General features: G+C 68.1%; 19 protein-coding genes. 11 read left to right on the top strand and 8 right to left on the bottom strand.

Annotated elements, in window-relative coordinates; genetic code table 11:
* Positions 1–37: 37 nt before the first annotated feature.
* A complete protein-coding gene (locus tag ON39_RS24365; RefSeq protein WP_040737825.1) occupies positions 38–244 on the top strand; it encodes a DUF397 domain-containing protein in 207 nt (68 codons plus the stop codon).
* Positions 245–298: 54 nt separating this feature from the next.
* Here the strand turns inward: ON39_RS24365 and ON39_RS24360 are convergent, their stop codons facing one another.
* Genes ON39_RS24360 through ON39_RS24350 form a run of 3 tightly spaced genes read right to left on the bottom strand, consistent with a single transcriptional unit; the run spans position 299 to position 3,287 of the window.
* Positions 299–2,716, bottom strand: coding sequence for an ATP-binding cassette domain-containing protein (locus ON39_RS24360; protein WP_040737817.1), 2,418 nt, complete (start codon positions 2,714–2,716; stop codon positions 299–301).
* A gap of 30 nt (positions 2,717–2,746) precedes the next feature.
* Complete coding sequence (locus tag ON39_RS24355; protein WP_040737815.1) at positions 2,747–2,974, bottom strand: hypothetical protein; 228 nt, start codon at positions 2,972–2,974, stop codon at positions 2,747–2,749.
* 28 nt (positions 2,975–3,002) lie between these two features.
* Positions 3,003–3,287, bottom strand: a complete 285-nt coding sequence (locus tag ON39_RS24350; RefSeq protein WP_040737813.1) for a hypothetical protein — start codon at positions 3,285–3,287, stop codon at positions 3,003–3,005.
* A 73-nt stretch (positions 3,288–3,360) separates the two neighbouring features.
* Here ON39_RS24350 and ON39_RS24345 point away from each other — a divergent pair, with 73 nt between their 5' ends.
* Entirely contained in the window at positions 3,361–4,347 is a 987-nt protein-coding gene (locus tag ON39_RS24345) for a LysR family transcriptional regulator (RefSeq protein ID WP_083894660.1), read from the top strand.
* Here the strand turns inward: ON39_RS24345 and ON39_RS24340 are convergent.
* On the bottom strand, positions 4,344–4,754 hold the full coding sequence (locus ON39_RS24340) for a VOC family protein (protein ID WP_040737812.1): 411 nt from the start codon (positions 4,752–4,754) through the stop codon (positions 4,344–4,346). The genes ON39_RS24345 and ON39_RS24340 overlap by 4 nt on opposite strands.
* Positions 4,755–4,759: 5 nt before the next feature.
* On the bottom strand, positions 4,760–5,209 hold the full coding sequence (locus ON39_RS24335) for a helix-turn-helix transcriptional regulator (protein ID WP_040737822.1): 450 nt from the start codon (positions 5,207–5,209) through the stop codon (positions 4,760–4,762).
* 146 nt (positions 5,210–5,355) lie between these two features.
* Between ON39_RS24335 and ON39_RS24330 the strand changes: the two genes are divergently transcribed.
* The 3 genes from ON39_RS24330 to ON39_RS51295 all read left to right on the top strand — a co-directional run bounded on the left by ON39_RS24330 (position 5,356) and on the right by ON39_RS51295 (position 8,074).
* Complete coding sequence (locus tag ON39_RS24330; RefSeq protein ID WP_040737811.1) at positions 5,356–6,087, top strand: DUF6882 domain-containing protein; 732 nt, start codon at positions 5,356–5,358, stop codon at positions 6,085–6,087.
* 217 nt (positions 6,088–6,304) lie between these two features.
* Positions 6,305–7,594: an aspartate--tRNA(Asn) ligase gene (gene aspS, locus ON39_RS24325; protein WP_040737821.1), complete on the top strand. Its 1,290-nt coding sequence runs from the start codon at positions 6,305–6,307 to the stop codon at positions 7,592–7,594.
* Between the two features lie 309 nt (positions 7,595–7,903).
* A complete protein-coding gene (locus ON39_RS51295; protein WP_306307552.1) occupies positions 7,904–8,074 on the top strand; it encodes a hypothetical protein in 171 nt (56 codons plus the stop codon).
* A 6-nt stretch (positions 8,075–8,080) separates the two neighbouring features.
* Here ON39_RS51295 and ON39_RS24315 read toward each other — a convergent pair whose 3' ends face one another.
* Entirely contained in the window at positions 8,081–8,434 is a 354-nt protein-coding gene (locus ON39_RS24315) for a hypothetical protein (protein WP_040737809.1), read from the bottom strand.
* 173 nt (positions 8,435–8,607) lie between these two features.
* Positions 8,608–9,432: an endo alpha-1,4 polygalactosaminidase gene (locus ON39_RS24310; protein ID WP_040737807.1), complete on the bottom strand. Its 825-nt coding sequence runs from the start codon at positions 9,430–9,432 to the stop codon at positions 8,608–8,610.
* 143 nt (positions 9,433–9,575) lie between these two features.
* Here ON39_RS24310 and ON39_RS24305 point away from each other — a divergent pair, with 143 nt between their 5' ends.
* Complete coding sequence (locus ON39_RS24305; RefSeq protein WP_040737805.1) at positions 9,576–10,070, top strand: phosphoribosyltransferase; 495 nt, start codon at positions 9,576–9,578, stop codon at positions 10,068–10,070.
* A 16-nt stretch (positions 10,071–10,086) separates the two neighbouring features.
* Here ON39_RS24305 and ON39_RS24300 read toward each other — a convergent pair whose 3' ends face one another.
* Entirely contained in the window at positions 10,087–10,662 is a 576-nt protein-coding gene (locus tag ON39_RS24300) for a MarR family winged helix-turn-helix transcriptional regulator (RefSeq protein WP_083894659.1), read from the bottom strand.
* 816 nt (positions 10,663–11,478) lie between these two features.
* On the opposite strand from ON39_RS24300, the gene ON39_RS24295 reads away from it, so the two are divergent.
* The 5 genes from ON39_RS24295 to ON39_RS24280 form a co-directional block, all read left to right on the top strand.
* A complete protein-coding gene (locus ON39_RS24295) occupies positions 11,479–12,309 on the top strand; it encodes a ParB/RepB/Spo0J family partition protein (RefSeq protein ID WP_051186986.1) in 831 nt (276 codons plus the stop codon).
* A 115-nt stretch (positions 12,310–12,424) separates the two neighbouring features.
* Positions 12,425–12,553 carry a hypothetical protein gene (locus tag ON39_RS50790; protein WP_255219296.1) on the top strand — a complete coding sequence of 43 codons (129 nt, stop codon included), beginning with the start codon at positions 12,425–12,427 and terminating at the stop codon, positions 12,551–12,553.
* A gap of 86 nt (positions 12,554–12,639) precedes the next feature.
* On the top strand, positions 12,640–13,875 hold the full coding sequence (locus ON39_RS24290; protein ID WP_040737803.1) for an MFS transporter: 1,236 nt from the start codon (positions 12,640–12,642) through the stop codon (positions 13,873–13,875).
* A 23-nt stretch (positions 13,876–13,898) separates the two neighbouring features.
* On the top strand, positions 13,899–15,458 hold the full coding sequence (locus ON39_RS46095) for an NAD(P)/FAD-dependent oxidoreductase (protein WP_157195511.1): 1,560 nt from the start codon (positions 13,899–13,901) through the stop codon (positions 15,456–15,458).
* Positions 15,458–16,189: hypothetical protein (locus tag ON39_RS24280; protein ID WP_040737802.1), on the top strand; the 732-nt coding region annotated here is incomplete at its 3' end. The genes ON39_RS46095 and ON39_RS24280, both read left to right, overlap by 1 nt.

Below are 16,189 nucleotides of genomic sequence, written 5' to 3'. Positions count from 1 at the left end.
GCGCTCTGTCATTTCCCGAACACTAAGGAGTATGACCGTGAACGTAGACCTGTCCGGCGCGAAATGGTTCAAGAGTCGTCGCAGCGGTGCCTCCAAGGACTGTGTGGAGGTGGCCTTCCTCGACGGCGGCGCGGTCGGTGTCCGGGACTCGAAGAATCCCGCCGGGCCCGCCCTGGTCTTCGCCCCCGAGGTGTGGGACGAGTTCACCGCCCGGGTCGCGGGCGGCGAGTTCGACCGCGCGTAATCGATCCGCCGTGCCCGATCCCGCCGCTCGGCGAGATCGGGCATTCGCGCTGTGCTACTTGCGCTTCCGGGACGGTGTGGCGCCGACGTAGTCCGCGAGGTGCTCGCCGGTGAGCGTCGAGCGGGCGGCCACCAGTTCGGCGGGCGTGCCCTCGAAGACGATCTCGCCGCCGTCGTGGCCCGCGCCGGGGCCGAGGTCGATGATCCAGTCGGCGTGCGCCATCACGGCCTGATGATGCTCGATGACGATGACGGACTTTCCCGAGTCGACGAGCCGATCGAGCAGGGCGAGCAGGTTCGCCACGTCGGCGAGGTGCAGGCCGGTGGTCGGCTCGTCGAGCACGTACACCCCGCCCTTGTCGCCCATGTGGGTCGCCAGCTTCAGGCGCTGGCGCTCGCCGCCCGACAGCGTGGTCAGCGGCTGGCCGATGGTGAGGTAGCCGAGCCCGACGTCGACGAGCCGCTCGAGGATCGCGTGGGCGGCGGGCAGCCGCGCCTCGCCCGCGCCGAAGAACTCCGCGGCCTCGGTCACCGGCATGGCCAGCACCTCGCTGATATCGCGGCCGCCGAGGCGGTACTCCAACACCGACGCGTCGAAACGCTTGCCCTCGCACACCTCACAGGTGCTCTCGGTGCCTGCCATCATCCCGAGATCGGTGTAGATGACGCCCGCGCCGTTGCAGTTGGGGCACGCGCCCTCGGAGTTGGAGCTGAACAGCGCGGGTTTCACGCCGTTCGCCTTGGCGAAGGCCTTGCGGATCGGCTCGAGCAGGCCGGTGTAGGTCGCCGGGTTGCTGCGGCGCGACCCGCGGATCGGTGTCTGGTCGACCGCGATGACCCCCTCCTCGGCGGGCACGGATCGATGCACCAGCGAGCTTTTGCCCGACCCGGCGACGCCGGTCACCACGCACAGCACGCCGAGCGGGATATCGACGTCGACGTCGCGCAGGTTGTTCGCCGACGCGCCGCGAATCTTCAACGCGCCGTTGGGTTTACGCACCGTGTCCTTCAGCGCCGCCCGATCGTCGAAGTGCTTTCCGGTGATGGTGCCGCTCGCCCGCAGCCCGTCCACGGTGCCCTCGAAACACACTGTGCCGCCGCCGGATCCGGCCCCGGGGCCGAGATCCACCACATGGTCGGCGATGGCGATCGTCTCCGGCTTGTGCTCGACCACGAGCACCGTGTTGCCCTTGTCGCGCAGCTGGAGCAGCAGGTCGTTCATCCGCTGGATGTCGTGCGGATGCAGGCCGATGGTCGGCTCGTCGAAGACGTAGGTGACGTCGGTGAGCGCCGAGCCCAGATGCCGAATCATCTTGACGCGCTGGGCTTCACCGCCCGACAGCGTGCCCGCCGGGCGCTCCAGCGAGAGGTAGCCGAGGCCGATCTCCACGAACGAGTCGAGGGTGTGGGTCAGCGAGTCGAGCAGCGGCCGCACCGAAGGCTCATCCAGCTGCCGAACCCACTCGGCGAGATCGCGGATCTCCATCGCGCAGAGCTCGGCGATGTTCTTGCCCTTGATCTTCGACGAGCGCGCCTCCTCGCTGAGCCGGGAGCCGTGGCAGTCGGGGCAGGTGGTGAAGGTGACCGCCCGGTCGACGAACGCCCGGATGTGCGGCTGCATCGACTCGCGGTCCTTGGACAGGAACGACTTCTGGATCTTCGGGATCAGCCCCTCGTAAGTAAGGTTGACGCCCTCGACCTTGACCTTGACCGGCTCCTTGTAGAGGAAGTCGTTGAGCTCGCGCTTGGTGTACTTGCGGATCGGCTTGTCCGGGTCGACGAAGCCGGACTCGGCGTAGACCCGCACGGTCCAGAAGCTGTCGGACTTCCAGCCGGGAATGGTGAACGCGCCCTCGTTCAGCGACTTGGAGTCGTCGTAGAGCTGGGTGAGGTCGATGTCGGAGACCGACCCGCGCCCCTCGCAGCGCGGGCACATGCCGCCGATGATGCTGAAGCTGCGCCGCTCGCGCACGGTCCGCCCGGCGCGCTCGATATTGACCGCGCCCGCGCCGCTGATCGAGGCGACGTTGAACGAGAACGCCTGCGGCGAGCCGATATGCGGCGTGCCGAGCCGGCTGAACAGGATGCGCAGCATGGCGTTGGCGTCGGTGGCGGTGCCGACGGTGGAGCGCGGGTCGGCGCCCATGCGCTGCTGGTCGACGGTGATCACCGTGGTGAGGCCCTCGAGCACGTCGACCTCGGGCCGGGCCAGCGTCGGCATGAAGCCCTGCACGAACGAGCTGTAGGTCTCGTTGATCAGCCGCTGCGACTCCGCGGCGATCGTGCTGAACACCAGGGAGCTCTTGCCCGAGCCGGAGACGCCGGTGAACACCGTCAGCCTGCGCTTGGGGATCGCGATACTGACATCCTGCAGATTGTTCACGCGCGCCCCGTGCACGCGGATCACATCGTGGCTGTCGGCGGCGGGCAGCGCGGGCGATTTCGTGCCCTTTTTACTGGTGGCGGTGCTCATGATGTCTCCATTTAACCTGATCAGTGCGTTTTAGGCGGGGTTCGGACGCGTAATGCGGCGCTTCGCGCGATAGGGCTGGGCGAACATGTACAACCCGGTGCCCATCAGCAGGAACAGCGGGGGCAGCGGCAGATAGAACAGCCAGACCGCGGTCTCGGTCAGGCCGAGGGCCGCGCCGATGAAGGCGACGACGACCGTCGTGGTGAAGATGATGGACAGCTGACGGTGCAGTTGGCGGTTTCGCTTGCTCCAGGCCATGATGACTCTCTCTTTCTCGGTCGGACGATTAACGCTCGTCGAGCACGGTGCCGTCGGTGACGCGGTGTTCGATGGTGAACGCGGCGGTGGCAAGCGGGCAGTCACGCCCGTCGGCCAGCGCGGCGCGCATCGCCTCGGCCGACTCCCAGCGCCAGATGTCGAGGTAGGACCCGTCCTCCTGGCGGATCAGGGTGGCCGCGGTGAACGCCGCGTGCGCCTCCCGGACACCCCGCAACAGCAGGTTGCGCCGCTCGAGCAGCTGTGCGAGCTCGCCGGTCACCACGGTGTAGCGGTGGGTGCGTACGACTGCCATCGGGTCGCGCCTCTCGTCCGAAGTTCGTTTTCCCTTACGACTCATAGTTTTCCGCCGCGCCACCCTGCGAACAATGAGCAATCGAGCAACGACGGTTGCGTCCGGGGTTAACGATGACGACTATGACGAGGTGGAGTTGCGTGACATCGAGATCTTTCTGACCCTCGCCGAGGAGTTGCACTTCGGCCGGACCGCGGAGAGGTTGCACATCTCGACCCCGCGCGTGAGCCAGACCATCGCCAAGCAGGAGCGGCGCATCGGGGCCGCCCTCTTCGAGCGCACCAGCCGCAAGGTGACCCTGACGCCGCTGGGCGAGCAGCTGCGCGACGACCTGCAGGCCGGGTACCGCCGCATCCTCGACGGCGTGGAGTCGGCGGCGAACACCGCCCGCGGCGGCCCGGACCGGCTGACCCTCGGCGTGCTCGGGCCGATGTGGCAGGACCTCGCGCCGATGACCGCGCTGTTCCGAAATCGCTTCCCGCACGTGGAGTTTCGCATGCGGGAGGTGCGCATCGACGACCCGTTCGCGCTGATCCGCAGCGGCGAGGTGGACCTCGCCCTGGTCGCGCTGCCGGTGCGCGAACCCGATCTGCGCACCGGGCCGGTGGCGTTCAGCGAGCCGATCGTGCTGGTGGTCAGCCACACCCACGAGCTGGCCGGGCGCGCGTCGGTGTCGCTCGCGGAGCTGACGGACTACTCGATCCTGCCGTCCGGGTTGCCGATCCCCGAGTACTGGGAGGAGTCGTTCTCGCCACTGGCCGCGGACGCGCGGACACCGGGCGCCCCGGCGCCGACGCGCGAGGAGGTGCTGTGGGCGGTCACCTCGGGCGACGCGGTGGCCTTCGCCTGTGGGCAAGGGATCAAGTACTACGACCGCGGCGAGGCGGTGTACCTGCCCATCACCGAGAACCCCACGCTGAGCTGGGGATTGGTGCATCGCGCCGGGGAGCTCAGCCGCTGGGGGACGGAGTTCGCGCGCATCGCGACCGAACTCGGGCCGATCGAACTGGCCCTCGATCTCGATCCGTCCACCCTGCGGCGTCTTCGCTCGGTGAGCTAGCCCTCCTGCTGGATGCGGACCATATTGCCCGCGGGATCGCGGAAGGCGCAGTCGCGCACGCCGTAGGGCTGGTCGGTCGGCTCCTGGACCACCTCGGCGTCGCCGGCCTGCAGCCGCTCGAAGGTGCCGTCGACATCCTTGGTTGCCAGCAGGATGCTGCCGTAGGTGCCCTTGGCCATCATCTCCTCGATGGTGCGGCGCTCGTCGTCGGTGAGGCCGGGGCTGGCGGCGGGCGGGTACAGCACGATGGAGGTGCCCGGCTGGTCGGCCGGGCCGACCGTGATCCAGTGCATCCCGTTGTACCCGACGTTCTTGCGGACCTCGAAGCCGAGGATGTCGCGGTAGAAGGCGATGGCGGCCTCGGGGTCGTTCTGCGGAAGGAAGCTTGCTTGAATGCTGAGGTTCATGGCGATCAGGCTAATTCCGGCCCGGTCACCTGCGCTTCTCGATTCCTGATCGGTCTGGTGACCTGTTTGGCTACGCACGACGGCATGCCCTCGGTGGCCTCGGCCGCCTCGCGGCGGTAGGTGCTCGGCGGCACCCCGACCAGTTCGGTGAAGCGGGTGCTGAAGGTGCCCAGCGAGGAGCAGCCGACCGCGAAGCAGACCTCGGTGACGGTGAGATCGCCGCGGCGCAGCAGGGCCATGGCGCGCTCGATGCGCCGCGTCATCAGGTAGCTGTACGGCGACTCGCCGTAGGCGAGCTTGAACTGGCGGCTCAGATGGCCTGCCGACATGTGCGCGTCGCGGGCCAGGGCCTCGACGTCGAGCGGTTGGGCGTACTCGCGATCGATACGGTCGCGGACGCGACGCAGCCGCGCCAGGTCGCGCAGGCGCGACGGATCGGCGGAACTGCTGGTCATCGTCCGATCGTGCCATGTCACGCGGGAGTTGCCCAAGTCGCCTCGCGCGGGCATTTCCGTGCGGGCCTATTTCGATCTTCCGAACTTTATGGACCTTATTTCTGTGGGGGTGCACGGCATGCGGCCGTGCGACAGGATCGAAGGTCGTGACCGCTTATCTCGACCACGAATCACCGACGCTGGAACAATTACTCGACGACGCAGCGCTGATGTCTTTCGAACATCAAGAACACTGTATGGAAATACTCGGTGAGCATCGGTGGCAGGTCGGTTACGAACCGCCGCGGTTCGAATTCTTCGGCGATCACCCGTTGCGGTGCAAGCGTTTTCACGTGCTGGGCACGGCGGCGCCCGGCCCACGAAGCTGGCTGTGGAGCTGGGCGAACAATGATTGGTATCCGCCCGAGGTGACCGAGCTGGCCCGTTCGGTGCGCGATTACGGACTGCGGCACGGCATTTCGGCGCTGAGCACCGCGGAGGTCCCCTTCGCGGAGCTACCCGGATCGCCGGCCGAACCCAATCGGGCCGCCTGGCTGATGGGCGAACTCGCGAAGGCCGTATCGGGCAGCTGGACCTGGTACAGCTGCGACGTCGGCCACGGCACCCGCCTCGCGGTCCTGCTCGAACACCCCGACCTCGAACCCCCGACCCCCGACCTGCTACGCACCACCCACGTCCTCAACAGCGTCTTCACCCTCGCCCTCCCCGACCACCGCCGCGCGATACACAGCTACGCCATCCAACGCGGCCTGAACCCCGCCTTCGCCGACGACAAACTCCTCTTGACCGCCCCGAACACCGAAATCACCATCGCCTTCGCCCCTTCCGGCCTCGTCACCGCCATCTCCTCCTCCACCGGCACACATCCCGCGTCGTAAACCCCTGGGCGAGTTATTCACTGGCGCATCGAGCGCCGCCGGATAGGATCGGGGTGTGGCGATGACGAGCGTGACGAACTCCGAGCCGCGTCGGCCGGTCACCGACGGAGAAATCGACCAGTAGAGGCAGCGAGCATCGCGCTGCGAAGGTGTGGTGGCACCGCGACGGACCCGATCGCCCACACCTCCCGGGGACAGCAACCAGGAGGTGAAACCGATGACACGCACACTCTGTTCGGCGCTGCCGACCCACGCGCGGACCGGACCGGTGACCGTGGCCGGGTGGATACACCGGCGCAGACAACTCGCGAACGTCACGTTCGTCGTGCTGCGCGACCGCTCCGGCCTCGCGCAGATCGTGGTGACCGAACCGCAAGTCCGCGAACAGGTTTCGCGGCTGCCGGAGGAGACCGTCGTCCGGGTGACCGGGACGGCGAGCGCCAACGCCAAGGCTCCGGGCGGCGTCGAGATCATCGACCCGACGGTGCACGCCCTCAGCGCCCCGGCCGAGCCGACGCCGGTGGAGCTGTGGCGGCCCGCCCTCGGCGTCGGCCTGCCCACCGCGCTCGACCACGCCGCGATCACCTGGCGGCACCCCGCGCGCCAGGCCGTGTGGCAGATCGCGGCCGCCTCGCTGGCCGGCTTCCGCCGCCACCTCGACGGGGCCGGGTTCACCGAGGTGACGACGCCGAAGATCGTCGGTGGCTCCACCGAGTCCGGCGCGAACGTGTTCGCGCTCGACTACTTCGGGAAGACCGCCTACCTGGCGCAGTCGCCGCAGCTCTACAAGCAGATGCTCACCGGCGTGTTCGAGCGGGTGTACGAGGTCGGCCCGGTCTTTCGCGCCGAACCGCACGACACCGCCCGGCATCTGGCCGAATACGTCTCCCTCGACGTCGAATTCGGGTTCGTCGACGACCATCGCGACGTACTCGCCCTGCTGCGTACGGTACTCGCCGCCATGGTCGACGCCATCCGTGAAAAGGCCGGTGCCGCAGTAGAAACCATCGGGGTCGAACTGCCGGTTGTGCCCGAGCGGATTCCGGTGGTGCATTTCGAGGAGGCGCTGGAATTGGTCGGCGCGAGGCCGACCGAGCCGGACCTCGCGCCCGAACACGAACGCTTCCTCGGCAAGTGGGCGAAGGAGCGGTTCGACTCGGATTTCCTTGCGGTGGAGGGTTATCCGGCGGTGAAGCGGCCCTTCTACACCCATCCGCAGCCGGGTGACGCGCGGTGGACGAACTCCTTCGACCTGCTTTTCCGGGGGCTCGAATTGGTCACCGGCGGTCAGCGGCTGCACAACCACGCCGACTATCTGACGGCCTTGGCCGCCCGCGGTGCGGACCCCGCCGAGTACGCCCCGTATCTCGAGGCCATGCGCCACGGCATGCCGCCGCACGGGGGGTTCGCGATCGGGCTGGAGCGGTGGGTCGCCCGGGTGATCGAGGCCGGCAATGTCCGGGAGGCGACGCTCTTTCCGCGAGACATTCACCGTCTGCATCCCTGATGCGAACGGGACACGGCGGGCGGCGCACCGCCGTGTCCTGTTCGGGGCTGCTCGCCGGGTCGGAGCGGTACGGTGGTGGGCGGTGGGTTGGGGTTGTTCGGTCGCTGTCTCGGAAGGTGGGGCGAGAGTGGGGAAGATGACGAGTATCGGCAGGGGTGGGTGGCGGGTGGAGCAGGGCGCGCGGAGCAGGGAGGTTTTCGGCGAGCCTTACGAGACGGCCGACGGCGCCACCATTATCACCGTCACGAGGGTGGGGGCGGGCCGTTCGGGGCGTCGCCGCTGGGCATCTTCGTCATCCGCGACGGCGCCGTGACGTGGGAGACCGCGGTAGACGTCAATCGCCTGGCGTTGTTCGGCGAGTTCATCGGGTTCGCGGCGGCCGTGATCGCGACCCTCACGGTGTTCCGCAGGCCGCCGTGGCCCGACCTCTCCGCCGCCGGGATGGAAGCGCTGCGGAAATTGAAATGGGCCTCGCGGTAAACCCGCTCAGCCCACTTCGTAAACGTAGCAACCGAATCCGTCGACTCGCGCGGGAACGGACGCCTCACCGTACGCGCCGCCGGACGCTCCCTCGCAGACGGCGACGGTCTCCGGCTTCGGCTGTACGCCCCGCTGATGTAGCTTGAATTTTCGCCCGATCGGACCGGTCTCGGGCGCGCCGTCGTTCGCCTGACAATTCCCGCTCCCCTGCGCCCCGACGCCTCCCGGCTCCTCGATCTCGTCACACACATAGGTCCACGATTCCTCGGCGAACGCGGCGGAGGCCAGGGCGGACAGGCCGGCGGCCGCCGCGATGAACAGGACTGTGAGGGTCGCGATCCGAGCCGGGCGAAAGCGCATGACAATCCCCATTCTGTACGGAGTCGGTCCCTTGGCCGCCGTACCCGCGAGCACCTGTCATGGTGCGGTTGGACGCAGCCAAGCGGATTCGAGGTAATACGCGATAGCGCGAACCGTAGCGGAATCCGGCAGTGCCGCGTGCGATTTGACAGCGGGTGTCGCGGCCGAATCGATCAGCAGGTTTCGCGCCACGCGTCGAGCGCGCGATTCTTGCGGATGGACGACAGCCCGAGGCGAGCGGAGTCGGCGCAGAAATCGGCGGGCTTCAGGTTGTACTCCGCGTGGAACACCGGCTTGTTCGCCGCGATGAAAGGCGTCAGCTTCTCGCACGCCCGGTCGGCGCGATCCTCGAAACACTGTTCGTTGACCGAGAAGTCGAACAACCCGGCCAGCGTGGAAACCTGGTCGAGATCGTTCTTGAGCCCGATGGCCAGCCCGCGGTCGTGCGCGAGACCCGCCAGCATGCGGTTGTAGGCCAGCTGATCGGCGGCGGTGATCGTCAGGTCCGCGGTGTCCTGGTTGTGCAGGTCGGCCCAGTCCGGCTCGACGCCGTCGAAGCCCTTCTGCTTGCACAGATCCATCCGCCGCGCCATCAGCGGCTTCAGCACATCGATCTGCTTGATGTCGAGCCAGCGCTCGTCCTCCCACTCGGGGACGGGGCCGCTCTTCACGCTGTCCGGGAAGTCCCCGGCGTCGGGCCGGTAGGGCTCCCACGAGCCGCCCGACATGTAGCAGATCACCTTGCGTCCCTGGTCGTGCAGGGTTTTCACGGTCGAGGCCGGGTTCTCGAACAGGTCGATGTCGTAGACCTGGGCGTTGACGGAGGTGTCGACGGGCTCGTTGTGCAGCTGCCACTGCCAGGTGAGCCCCTTCTCCGGATGCCACCACGGGCCCGGATCCGCCGCCCCGGAGCCGAAAGAGCAAGCGGCGACGGCGGTTACGACCGCGGCGAAGACCGTCGTGCGTAGCCACCGGCGCGAGATTCGAGCGAAAGCCATAGGGCGACAATAAGTCCTGCGCGCCCCACACCGTTCATGGAGTTCGTTGTGTTCAGCGGCCGACGCGAGGGGGATCATGCGGCCGGCCACATCGTGGCTACTCGTATGCTCGGTGCGCAGTCGCATCGAGGAGAGGGAGATCCATGGCGGATCGGGAAGTACTGACCTGGGAGTTGTTCGGATCGGCGAGCCGGGAGTTGGCGACCACGATCGCGGACGACGGGTTCGAGCCCGACCTGATCCTGTCGATCGCCCGCGGCGGCCTGTTCGTGGCGGGCGCGCTCGGCTACGCGCTGGACGTGAAGAACCTGCACGTGATGAACGTGGAGTTCTACACCGGCATCGACCAGCGCCTGGACCTGCCGGTGATGCTGCCGCCGGTGCCCCAGGCGGTCGACCTGGCCGGCGCCACCGTGCTGGTCGCCGACGACGTCGCCGACACCGGCGCCACCCTGAAGTTGGTGCGCGACTTCTGCGAACACCACGTCGCCGAGGTGCGCTGTGCGGTGATCTATCAGAAGCCGCGCTCGGAGGTGAAGTGCGAGTACGTGTGGCGGCACACCGACCGGTGGATCAACTTCCCGTGGTCCACCGAGCCGCCCGTGGTGCGGCGTCAGGCCCAGGTGCTCGACGCCTGATTCAGCGTTGCCCGACTCAGCGTTCCTTGCGCCCGTCCGCCAGGGCGTCGAGGCGTTCGCCGAGCGCGTTGACCTGATCACGCAGCGCGATGAGGGTGTCGAGCGGGTAGCCGACCGAGTCCATCACCGACTCGATCATCTCCCGGGCCTGGTGTTGCAGGGCGACGCCCGCCTCGGTCGCGCGCAGCTCGACCGAGCGGCGGTCGTGCGCGCTGCGCACGCTCTCCACGAAGCCGTGCGACTGCAACCGCTGGATCAGCGGTGAGACGGTGCCGTAGTCGAGGCGCAGCTGCTCGCCGAGTTCCTTCATCGTCATCCCCGGCCGCTCCCACAGCGCGAGCAGGGCCAGGTACTGCGGGTAGGTGATCTCCATCGTCTCCAGGAACGGCCGGTAGGCGGCGGTCATCGAACGCGAGGTGGAGTAGAGGGCGAAACACAGTTGGTTCGCCAGCGACAGTAGGTCGTGGCCGGAGTCCTCGGCGGCGACCGACGTGGCGGCCGGTTCGACACACACCGCGGCATCGGATTGCGCTGTTTCGAGCCTGGTCGACGATACGGGTACACCCGCCGTTGGGGTCTCCGAGCTGGTCATGCCTCCACCGTAAGCCCCGTGGCAAACCTTGGGAACACCGCTCCCGTCTCGGTTCGTGTCCCAGCCTGCGGCACGCCCCGGCGGTATTGCGTTGGTGGCCAAGTGGTTCGGCGCGCGGGCGAGCGGTCAAGTCCCCTTGCGCGCCGCAGACCGCTTGACCGGGGTTCGGTGGTCGCCGGTTATCGGATCACCCGCGCGCCGCGTTCGGCGGTGCCGCGGCGAGGACCGATCGTGGTAGCTACTCGATGGCAGAGATAGGTCCCGGCATCGCGGCAGTGTCCGGATCGCGGTTGCCGGAAAGGCCACGTCGATCTGTTCAGAGCGGGGCGACCGGTCGGCATCACATCGATCACTCCAGCCCCTGCCGTAACGGATCACCAGCGACACGACCAGTGCACGAGGGTGCTCACCGTTTGCGCCGACGCCGAGCGCGAAATACTAATCGCGATTATCGCCGTCGCGGCCGTAATGCGTGAGCCAAGTTTCCGCAAACTATAGCTCCTCGCCCATCCGACGCATTCGCGAGATCGAATTACTACCGACGACGACAGCCCTGTCGTCGTTGCGCCGTGTTCGTCGACCGGACAGCCGCACGATCGGTTGAACCCCGTGCGGAGCTGCCGCGTACTGAACGACACACACTTCGCCGGAATCGAAAACCTGGAAGGTGAAATGGGTCTCGAACTTGACGGTGACTCGGGTGGGGACGATGATGAGCGGAATCACCTGTCCGGCCCTTTCTCGATCGCAATCGAACTCTTGCAGATCGTCGGGTCACCGAGGCTGGGCGGGGAAGATCCGCAACATATCCGTCGGATGGCCGAGCTGGACGAGCCGCTGCCGCCGATCATCGTCCATCGGTCGACCATGCGGGTGATCGATGGCTTCCATCGATTAGAGGTCGCCCGAATGCGGGGTGCCACGCATATCGAAGCACTGTATTTCGACGGAAACGCGGACGACGCGTACATATTGTCCGTCAAGGCGAATACCACCCACGGCCTGCCGCTCTCGGCGACCGATCGGTCGGCGGCCGCCGGCGAGATCATCGCCATGCACCCGGATTGGTCGGACCGGACCATCGCCGCCTGCACCGGCCTGTCCACCCGAACGGTGGCGAACATCCGGTATCGATCAACCGACGCCGCGCCTCAGTTGAACAGCAGGCTCGGCCGAGACGGCAAGACCCGGCCCCTGGACGGCACAGACGGACGCCGACGCGCGGAAAGCTATCTGCACGCGCACCCGGACGCGTCCCTGCGCGAGATCGCCAGGGCCGCAAAGATTTCCCCCGCCACCGCCCGGGACGTGCGGGCTCGACTACAGCGCGGCGAGGCCGCCGTACCGCCCAGACGCCCGCGCCACCCCTCGGCCGGGCCTGGGGACGGCGAATCCTCGTCCGACGGCAGGGGCCGGGCCGCGCACCTCTTGCTACGGGATCCCGCATTGCGCTCCAACGAGATGGGCAGAGCGCTGCTGCGCATGCTGCACGCGCAACCGATCGAGACGAACGAGCAAGAACGCCTCATCGCCGGAATGCCGCCGCACTGCCTGGAAATGGTCGCCATGGCGGCGCGGGAGTGCGCGGCGGCCTGGCACGATCTCGCCATTCGGTTGAACGATCGGCATCGGACCTCGGATGGGTAAACAGCGTGAATTACCGATCGTGTTCGATGCATCGCCCCCGATCGTTGACATACATATTTGCACCATGCTGTTATTTGAATCGTTCATTACCGCCGACAAACGAAAGGAGTCGATAATGAACACAACCGATAAGAAGGCGGACAGCTTGGAGCCGGAATTCAAGCTTTCCGCATCCGAGAGCGAATTGCTCGAGGAGTTCGGTGTGCTGCTGGCCGCAGAATACACCTATAACCTGTCCGCCTGATTCATTAGGTGAACGAGCCTTGCCGCGGTAACAACCGCCAGCCCCCGCCGCGGCAAGGCCTCACCGATACGGAAATTGCTACGCGAATGAATTCGATCAGGAATACCGCACCGCGGAGCCGTCGCTCCGACAACGGCGTGCTCGGCAATCGGGCGTTCGCCTTCCTCTGGCTCGGCCTGGTCGTCTCGGTCCTCGGCGACGCCTTCTACCGCGTCGCGCTGACGCTCACCGTCGCGAAAGCGGGACCGACGGGCCTCATCGGGCTCGGCGTGGCCCTGGCCCTGCCGACCGCGGCCATCGGACTGTTCGCCGGCGTGCTCATCGACCGCTCCGACCGGGTGCGGCTGCTCATCGGGACCGACCTGGTCCGCTGCGCGATCGTCGCGGTGCTCGGCCTGCTGCTCCTCGGCGGACGGACCTCGCTGACCGGCACCCTGTTCCTCGCGACGCTGCTCGCCTTCGTGAGCGTGGTCTTCATGCCCGCGTTCCAGACGCTGCTGCCCGAAGTGGGCGGCAACGATCGCACCCGGATCATCGCCATGGACGCGTGGATACTCGGCGCGCTCAGCGTCGTCGGCGTGCTGGGCCCCGCGCTCGCGGGTGTGCTCCTGCGCTACGTCGACGGCGCGGTGCTGATGTTCCTCGACGCGGCGACATTCGGCTTCTCGGCGCTGATGATCTTCGGCGCGCGCGTCCGCGCCCCGATGCCGTCCGACCCCGCGCCCGGCGCCGGACGACTGGAGGCGGTCGGCGCAGGCGTCCGATTCCTGATGAAACACCCTGTGCTCGGACCGTGCTTCCAGACGTTCCCCTTCATGGACTTCGCCTTCAACTCGATACCGTTCGTCCTCCCGCTGCTGCTCGGCACCGGCGGCCCCGCGCGGTACGGCGCGCAGCTGGCCGCGCTGGCGGTCGGGCGGGTCGCCGGCATGACGCTGCTGAACAAGACCGCGCTGCAACGACATCGGGGCGCGGTGCTGCGGGCGAACTTCCTCGCCCAGGGCGCCGGAATCCTGCTGTTCGCCGCCTGCGCCACGTCGTGGGTGGGGCTGATCCCGTTGGCGCTCACCGGGATTCCGGCCGGCGCCGCGCAGGTCGCGATGTCTTCCTACATCCAGCTCGAGGTCGCGCCGGAGCTGCGCGGCCGGGTCTTCGCCGCCCTGATCTCGATGGTCACCTGGCTCGCGCCGTTCGGCCCGATCGTCTTCGTCGCCCTCGCCGGGTGGGCAGGCCCGACCCTGTCCCTCGCCGCGATCGCCGCCGTCCTGCTGGCCGGCGGCGCTCGCCTCCTCCTGTGCAGGCCCCTGGCCGCCGTCGCATGACCACTGAAACGGAGAACACACTCATGCGTACTGAAGAAGTCGACGTCCTCGTGATCGGTGGCGGTCCCGCGGGCGCGGCTTTCGCCACCATCACCGCGCGCGCCGGATTGCGGGTGCGGGTGCTGGAGGGCAAGAAGTTTCCCCGGCACCACATCGGGGAGTCGCTGCTGGCCATGTCCATGCCGCTGCTCGATTCCCTAGGCGTCACCGAGGATTTGGACGCCGCGGGCTTTCTGCGCAAGACCGGCGCGGTGTTCGTGTGGGGCGCCGAGCACCGGCGCATCGATCTCGAGTTCCCCGAGCCGCACCGCGCGTACCAGGTGTACCGCAGCGAGTTCGACCGATTGCTGCTCGCGCACGCGGCGCGCTCCGGCGCTTCGGTGTGGCAGCAGCAGTGGGCCAGGTCGGTGCAGCCGCACGGGGACGACGCCGGGTTGCGCGTCGTGCTCAGCGACGGCGAACAGGGCCGGGTGGAGCATCGGGCCAGGATGGTCGTCGATGCCAGCGGGCTGTTCCAGTTCACCCCGCGCCGCCTCGGCTCGGCGCAACGGCTGAGCGGCCCGCACCGCATCGCCGTGTCGGGCTATTACACCGGGGCCGAACGGGTTTCGGGGTATCAGGCGCCGAACGTCATCAGCGAGGCGTCCCGGGACGGCTGGCTCTGGTTCATACCGCTGGACGCGACCACCACCAGCGTCGGCTTCGTCGGCGACGCGGTGGACATGACGCTGCCCCCGGCCGCGACCCTGGACGACCAGATCGGCACGAGCGAGCTGATCGCGTCGCTGCTCGCGCCCGCGCAGTCGGTGCGGACGCCGCGGCTGCTGCGCTACACCAACCACATCGTGGCCGACCCGCTGTGGCGAGACGGCCGCGTGCTGATCGGCGACGCCGCTTTCTTCGTCGACCCGTTGTTCTCCACCGGCGTGCACGGCGCGCTCTACAGCGGCACCTCGGCGGCCTCGGCCACCGTGAGTTTCCTGAAAGACGGTCTGCCCGAGGCGGAGCTGGCCGAGTGGTACGACCGCAGGATGCGCGCGCACTACGAGCGGGTGCAGACGATGGTGCGGCTGCTCTACGGGATCAACGGCACCGACTCGCGGTTCTGGCGCAGCCGGGATCTGCGCGATATCTCCGACGCGCAGGCGCGCACCATGGCGCGGGCGCTCGGCCCGATCAGCGTGCCGCTGTTCCGCACCGGCCAGCAGGCGAGCACGCTCGACCTGCCGCCCGCGTTGGCGCCGCTGCTCAGCGAGTTCTCGACCGATCCCGACCCGACGTGCACGGTCACCGCCGAGCGCCTTGTCCTGGGCCACAACATCCAGGTGACGCACACGCTGGTCCGCCGCGGCGACCACGTGGTGCCCGCGGTCGGGCTGGTCGATCCCGAGAACCGTCGTCCGTCGGTCGAGGTTCCGCACAGTTCGGTGGCCGCGCGGCTGATCGGCCGGCTCGCGCACGGGCCGGTCGTGCGGTCCGACTGGTGTCACGACTCGCGCCTGGCCGCCCTGGTCTCGGTGCTGCACAGCGGCCAGCTGGTGCGCGACGACCTGTCCGCTCGTTCCGAAGGGTGCTTACGCTGATGGAGACCTTCCTGCGCACGAGCTGGACGCACTCCGCGCCGACCCCGGCCGCGATCGAATTCGACCTGCTCCGGCCGTATTTCGATCTCGGCCCGGTCGCCGACGAGCCGCCGAGCCACGTGCTCGGGCTGGAGTTCGCGGCCGAGGCCGTCGCGAGCGGGGGCGAGCAGCTGCCGATTCAGCACCGCCCGGGGCCCGAGTTCCGCAGTCGAATCACCGCCACCATGCCCCGCTATGCGGTGCCCGAGCCGGCCGCTCTTCCGGTCGAGTTGCGTACGCAACGGTGGCAATTGCTCTGCGATCGGCTCGACGACTTTCCGCGGTTGTCCCCTGCGGCCCAGTCGGCGGTCACCACGCTGCTGTCCGCCTTGGGTTTCTACGAAACCCTCGACGAGCTCGGGCAATATCTGACCACCGACGACCCCGCGTGCCTGGTGGCGTCGGCGCGGGTGGCGCACGCACGCGCGGTCCGCGACCGGACCGCGCAGGCCCGTCGGTCGAGCGTTCGCACGCTGGAGCGGATCGAGGCGTGCGCCGAGCTGTCCACCCGGACGAGGCTGGCCGCCGCGATCACCCTCGTCGTGCTGCACGCGCGCGGCCCGCTGACCGACCCGCCCGCGCTGGCGCGCTACTGCCGGCTCGCCGACGAACAGGTGAAAGGCCTGCGCCCCAGCGAGGATTGGCTCGACGCGCTGGCCATGAGCACCTACTGGCGCGCGGTGAGTTTCGAG

The organism is Nocardia tenerifensis NBRC 101015 (genome assembly GCF_000308715.1).
Lineage (GTDB): Bacteria > Actinomycetota > Actinomycetes > Mycobacteriales > Mycobacteriaceae > Nocardia > Nocardia tenerifensis.
Note: the sequence above shows the minus strand (reverse complement) of the source record. Positions and strands in the feature narration are given on the sequence as shown.

What these genes read in the sequence shown, in the direction of transcription:
- ON39_RS24300 (WP_083894659.1), bottom strand. Translation starts at nt 10,662, where the DNA reads ATGACCAGCTCGGAGACCCCAACGGCGGGTGTACCCGTATCGTCGACC.
- ON39_RS24355 (WP_040737815.1), bottom strand. Translation starts at nt 2,974, where the DNA reads ATGGCCTGGAGCAAGCGAAACCGCCAACTGCACCGTCAGCTGTCCATC.
- ON39_RS24315 (WP_040737809.1), bottom strand. Translation starts at nt 8,434, where the DNA reads ATGCGCTTTCGCCCGGCTCGGATCGCGACCCTCACAGTCCTGTTCATC.
- ON39_RS46095 (WP_157195511.1), top strand. Translation starts at nt 13,899, where the DNA reads ATGCGTACTGAAGAAGTCGACGTCCTCGTGATCGGTGGCGGTCCCGCG.
- ON39_RS24335 (WP_040737822.1), bottom strand. Translation starts at nt 5,209, where the DNA reads ATGACCAGCAGTTCCGCCGATCCGTCGCGCCTGCGCGACCTGGCGCGG.
- ON39_RS24305 (WP_040737805.1), top strand. Translation starts at nt 9,576, where the DNA reads ATGGCGGATCGGGAAGTACTGACCTGGGAGTTGTTCGGATCGGCGAGC.
- ON39_RS24295 (WP_051186986.1), top strand. Translation starts at nt 11,479, where the DNA reads ATGGCCGAGCTGGACGAGCCGCTGCCGCCGATCATCGTCCATCGGTCG.
- ON39_RS50790 (WP_255219296.1), top strand. Translation starts at nt 12,425, where the DNA reads ATGAACACAACCGATAAGAAGGCGGACAGCTTGGAGCCGGAATTCAAG.
- aspS (WP_040737821.1), top strand. Translation starts at nt 6,305, where the DNA reads ATGACACGCACACTCTGTTCGGCGCTGCCGACCCACGCGCGGACCGGA.
- ON39_RS24350 (WP_040737813.1), bottom strand. Translation starts at nt 3,287, where the DNA reads ATGGCAGTCGTACGCACCCACCGCTACACCGTGGTGACCGGCGAGCTC.
- ON39_RS24290 (WP_040737803.1), top strand. Translation starts at nt 12,640, where the DNA reads ATGAATTCGATCAGGAATACCGCACCGCGGAGCCGTCGCTCCGACAAC.
- ON39_RS24360 (WP_040737817.1), bottom strand. Translation starts at nt 2,716, where the DNA reads ATGAGCACCGCCACCAGTAAAAAGGGCACGAAATCGCCCGCGCTGCCC.
- ON39_RS24310 (WP_040737807.1), bottom strand. Translation starts at nt 9,432, where the DNA reads ATGGCTTTCGCTCGAATCTCGCGCCGGTGGCTACGCACGACGGTCTTC.
- ON39_RS24340 (WP_040737812.1), bottom strand. Translation starts at nt 4,754, where the DNA reads ATGAACCTCAGCATTCAAGCAAGCTTCCTTCCGCAGAACGACCCCGAG.
- ON39_RS24345 (WP_083894660.1), top strand. Translation starts at nt 3,361, where the DNA reads ATGAGCAATCGAGCAACGACGGTTGCGTCCGGGGTTAACGATGACGAC.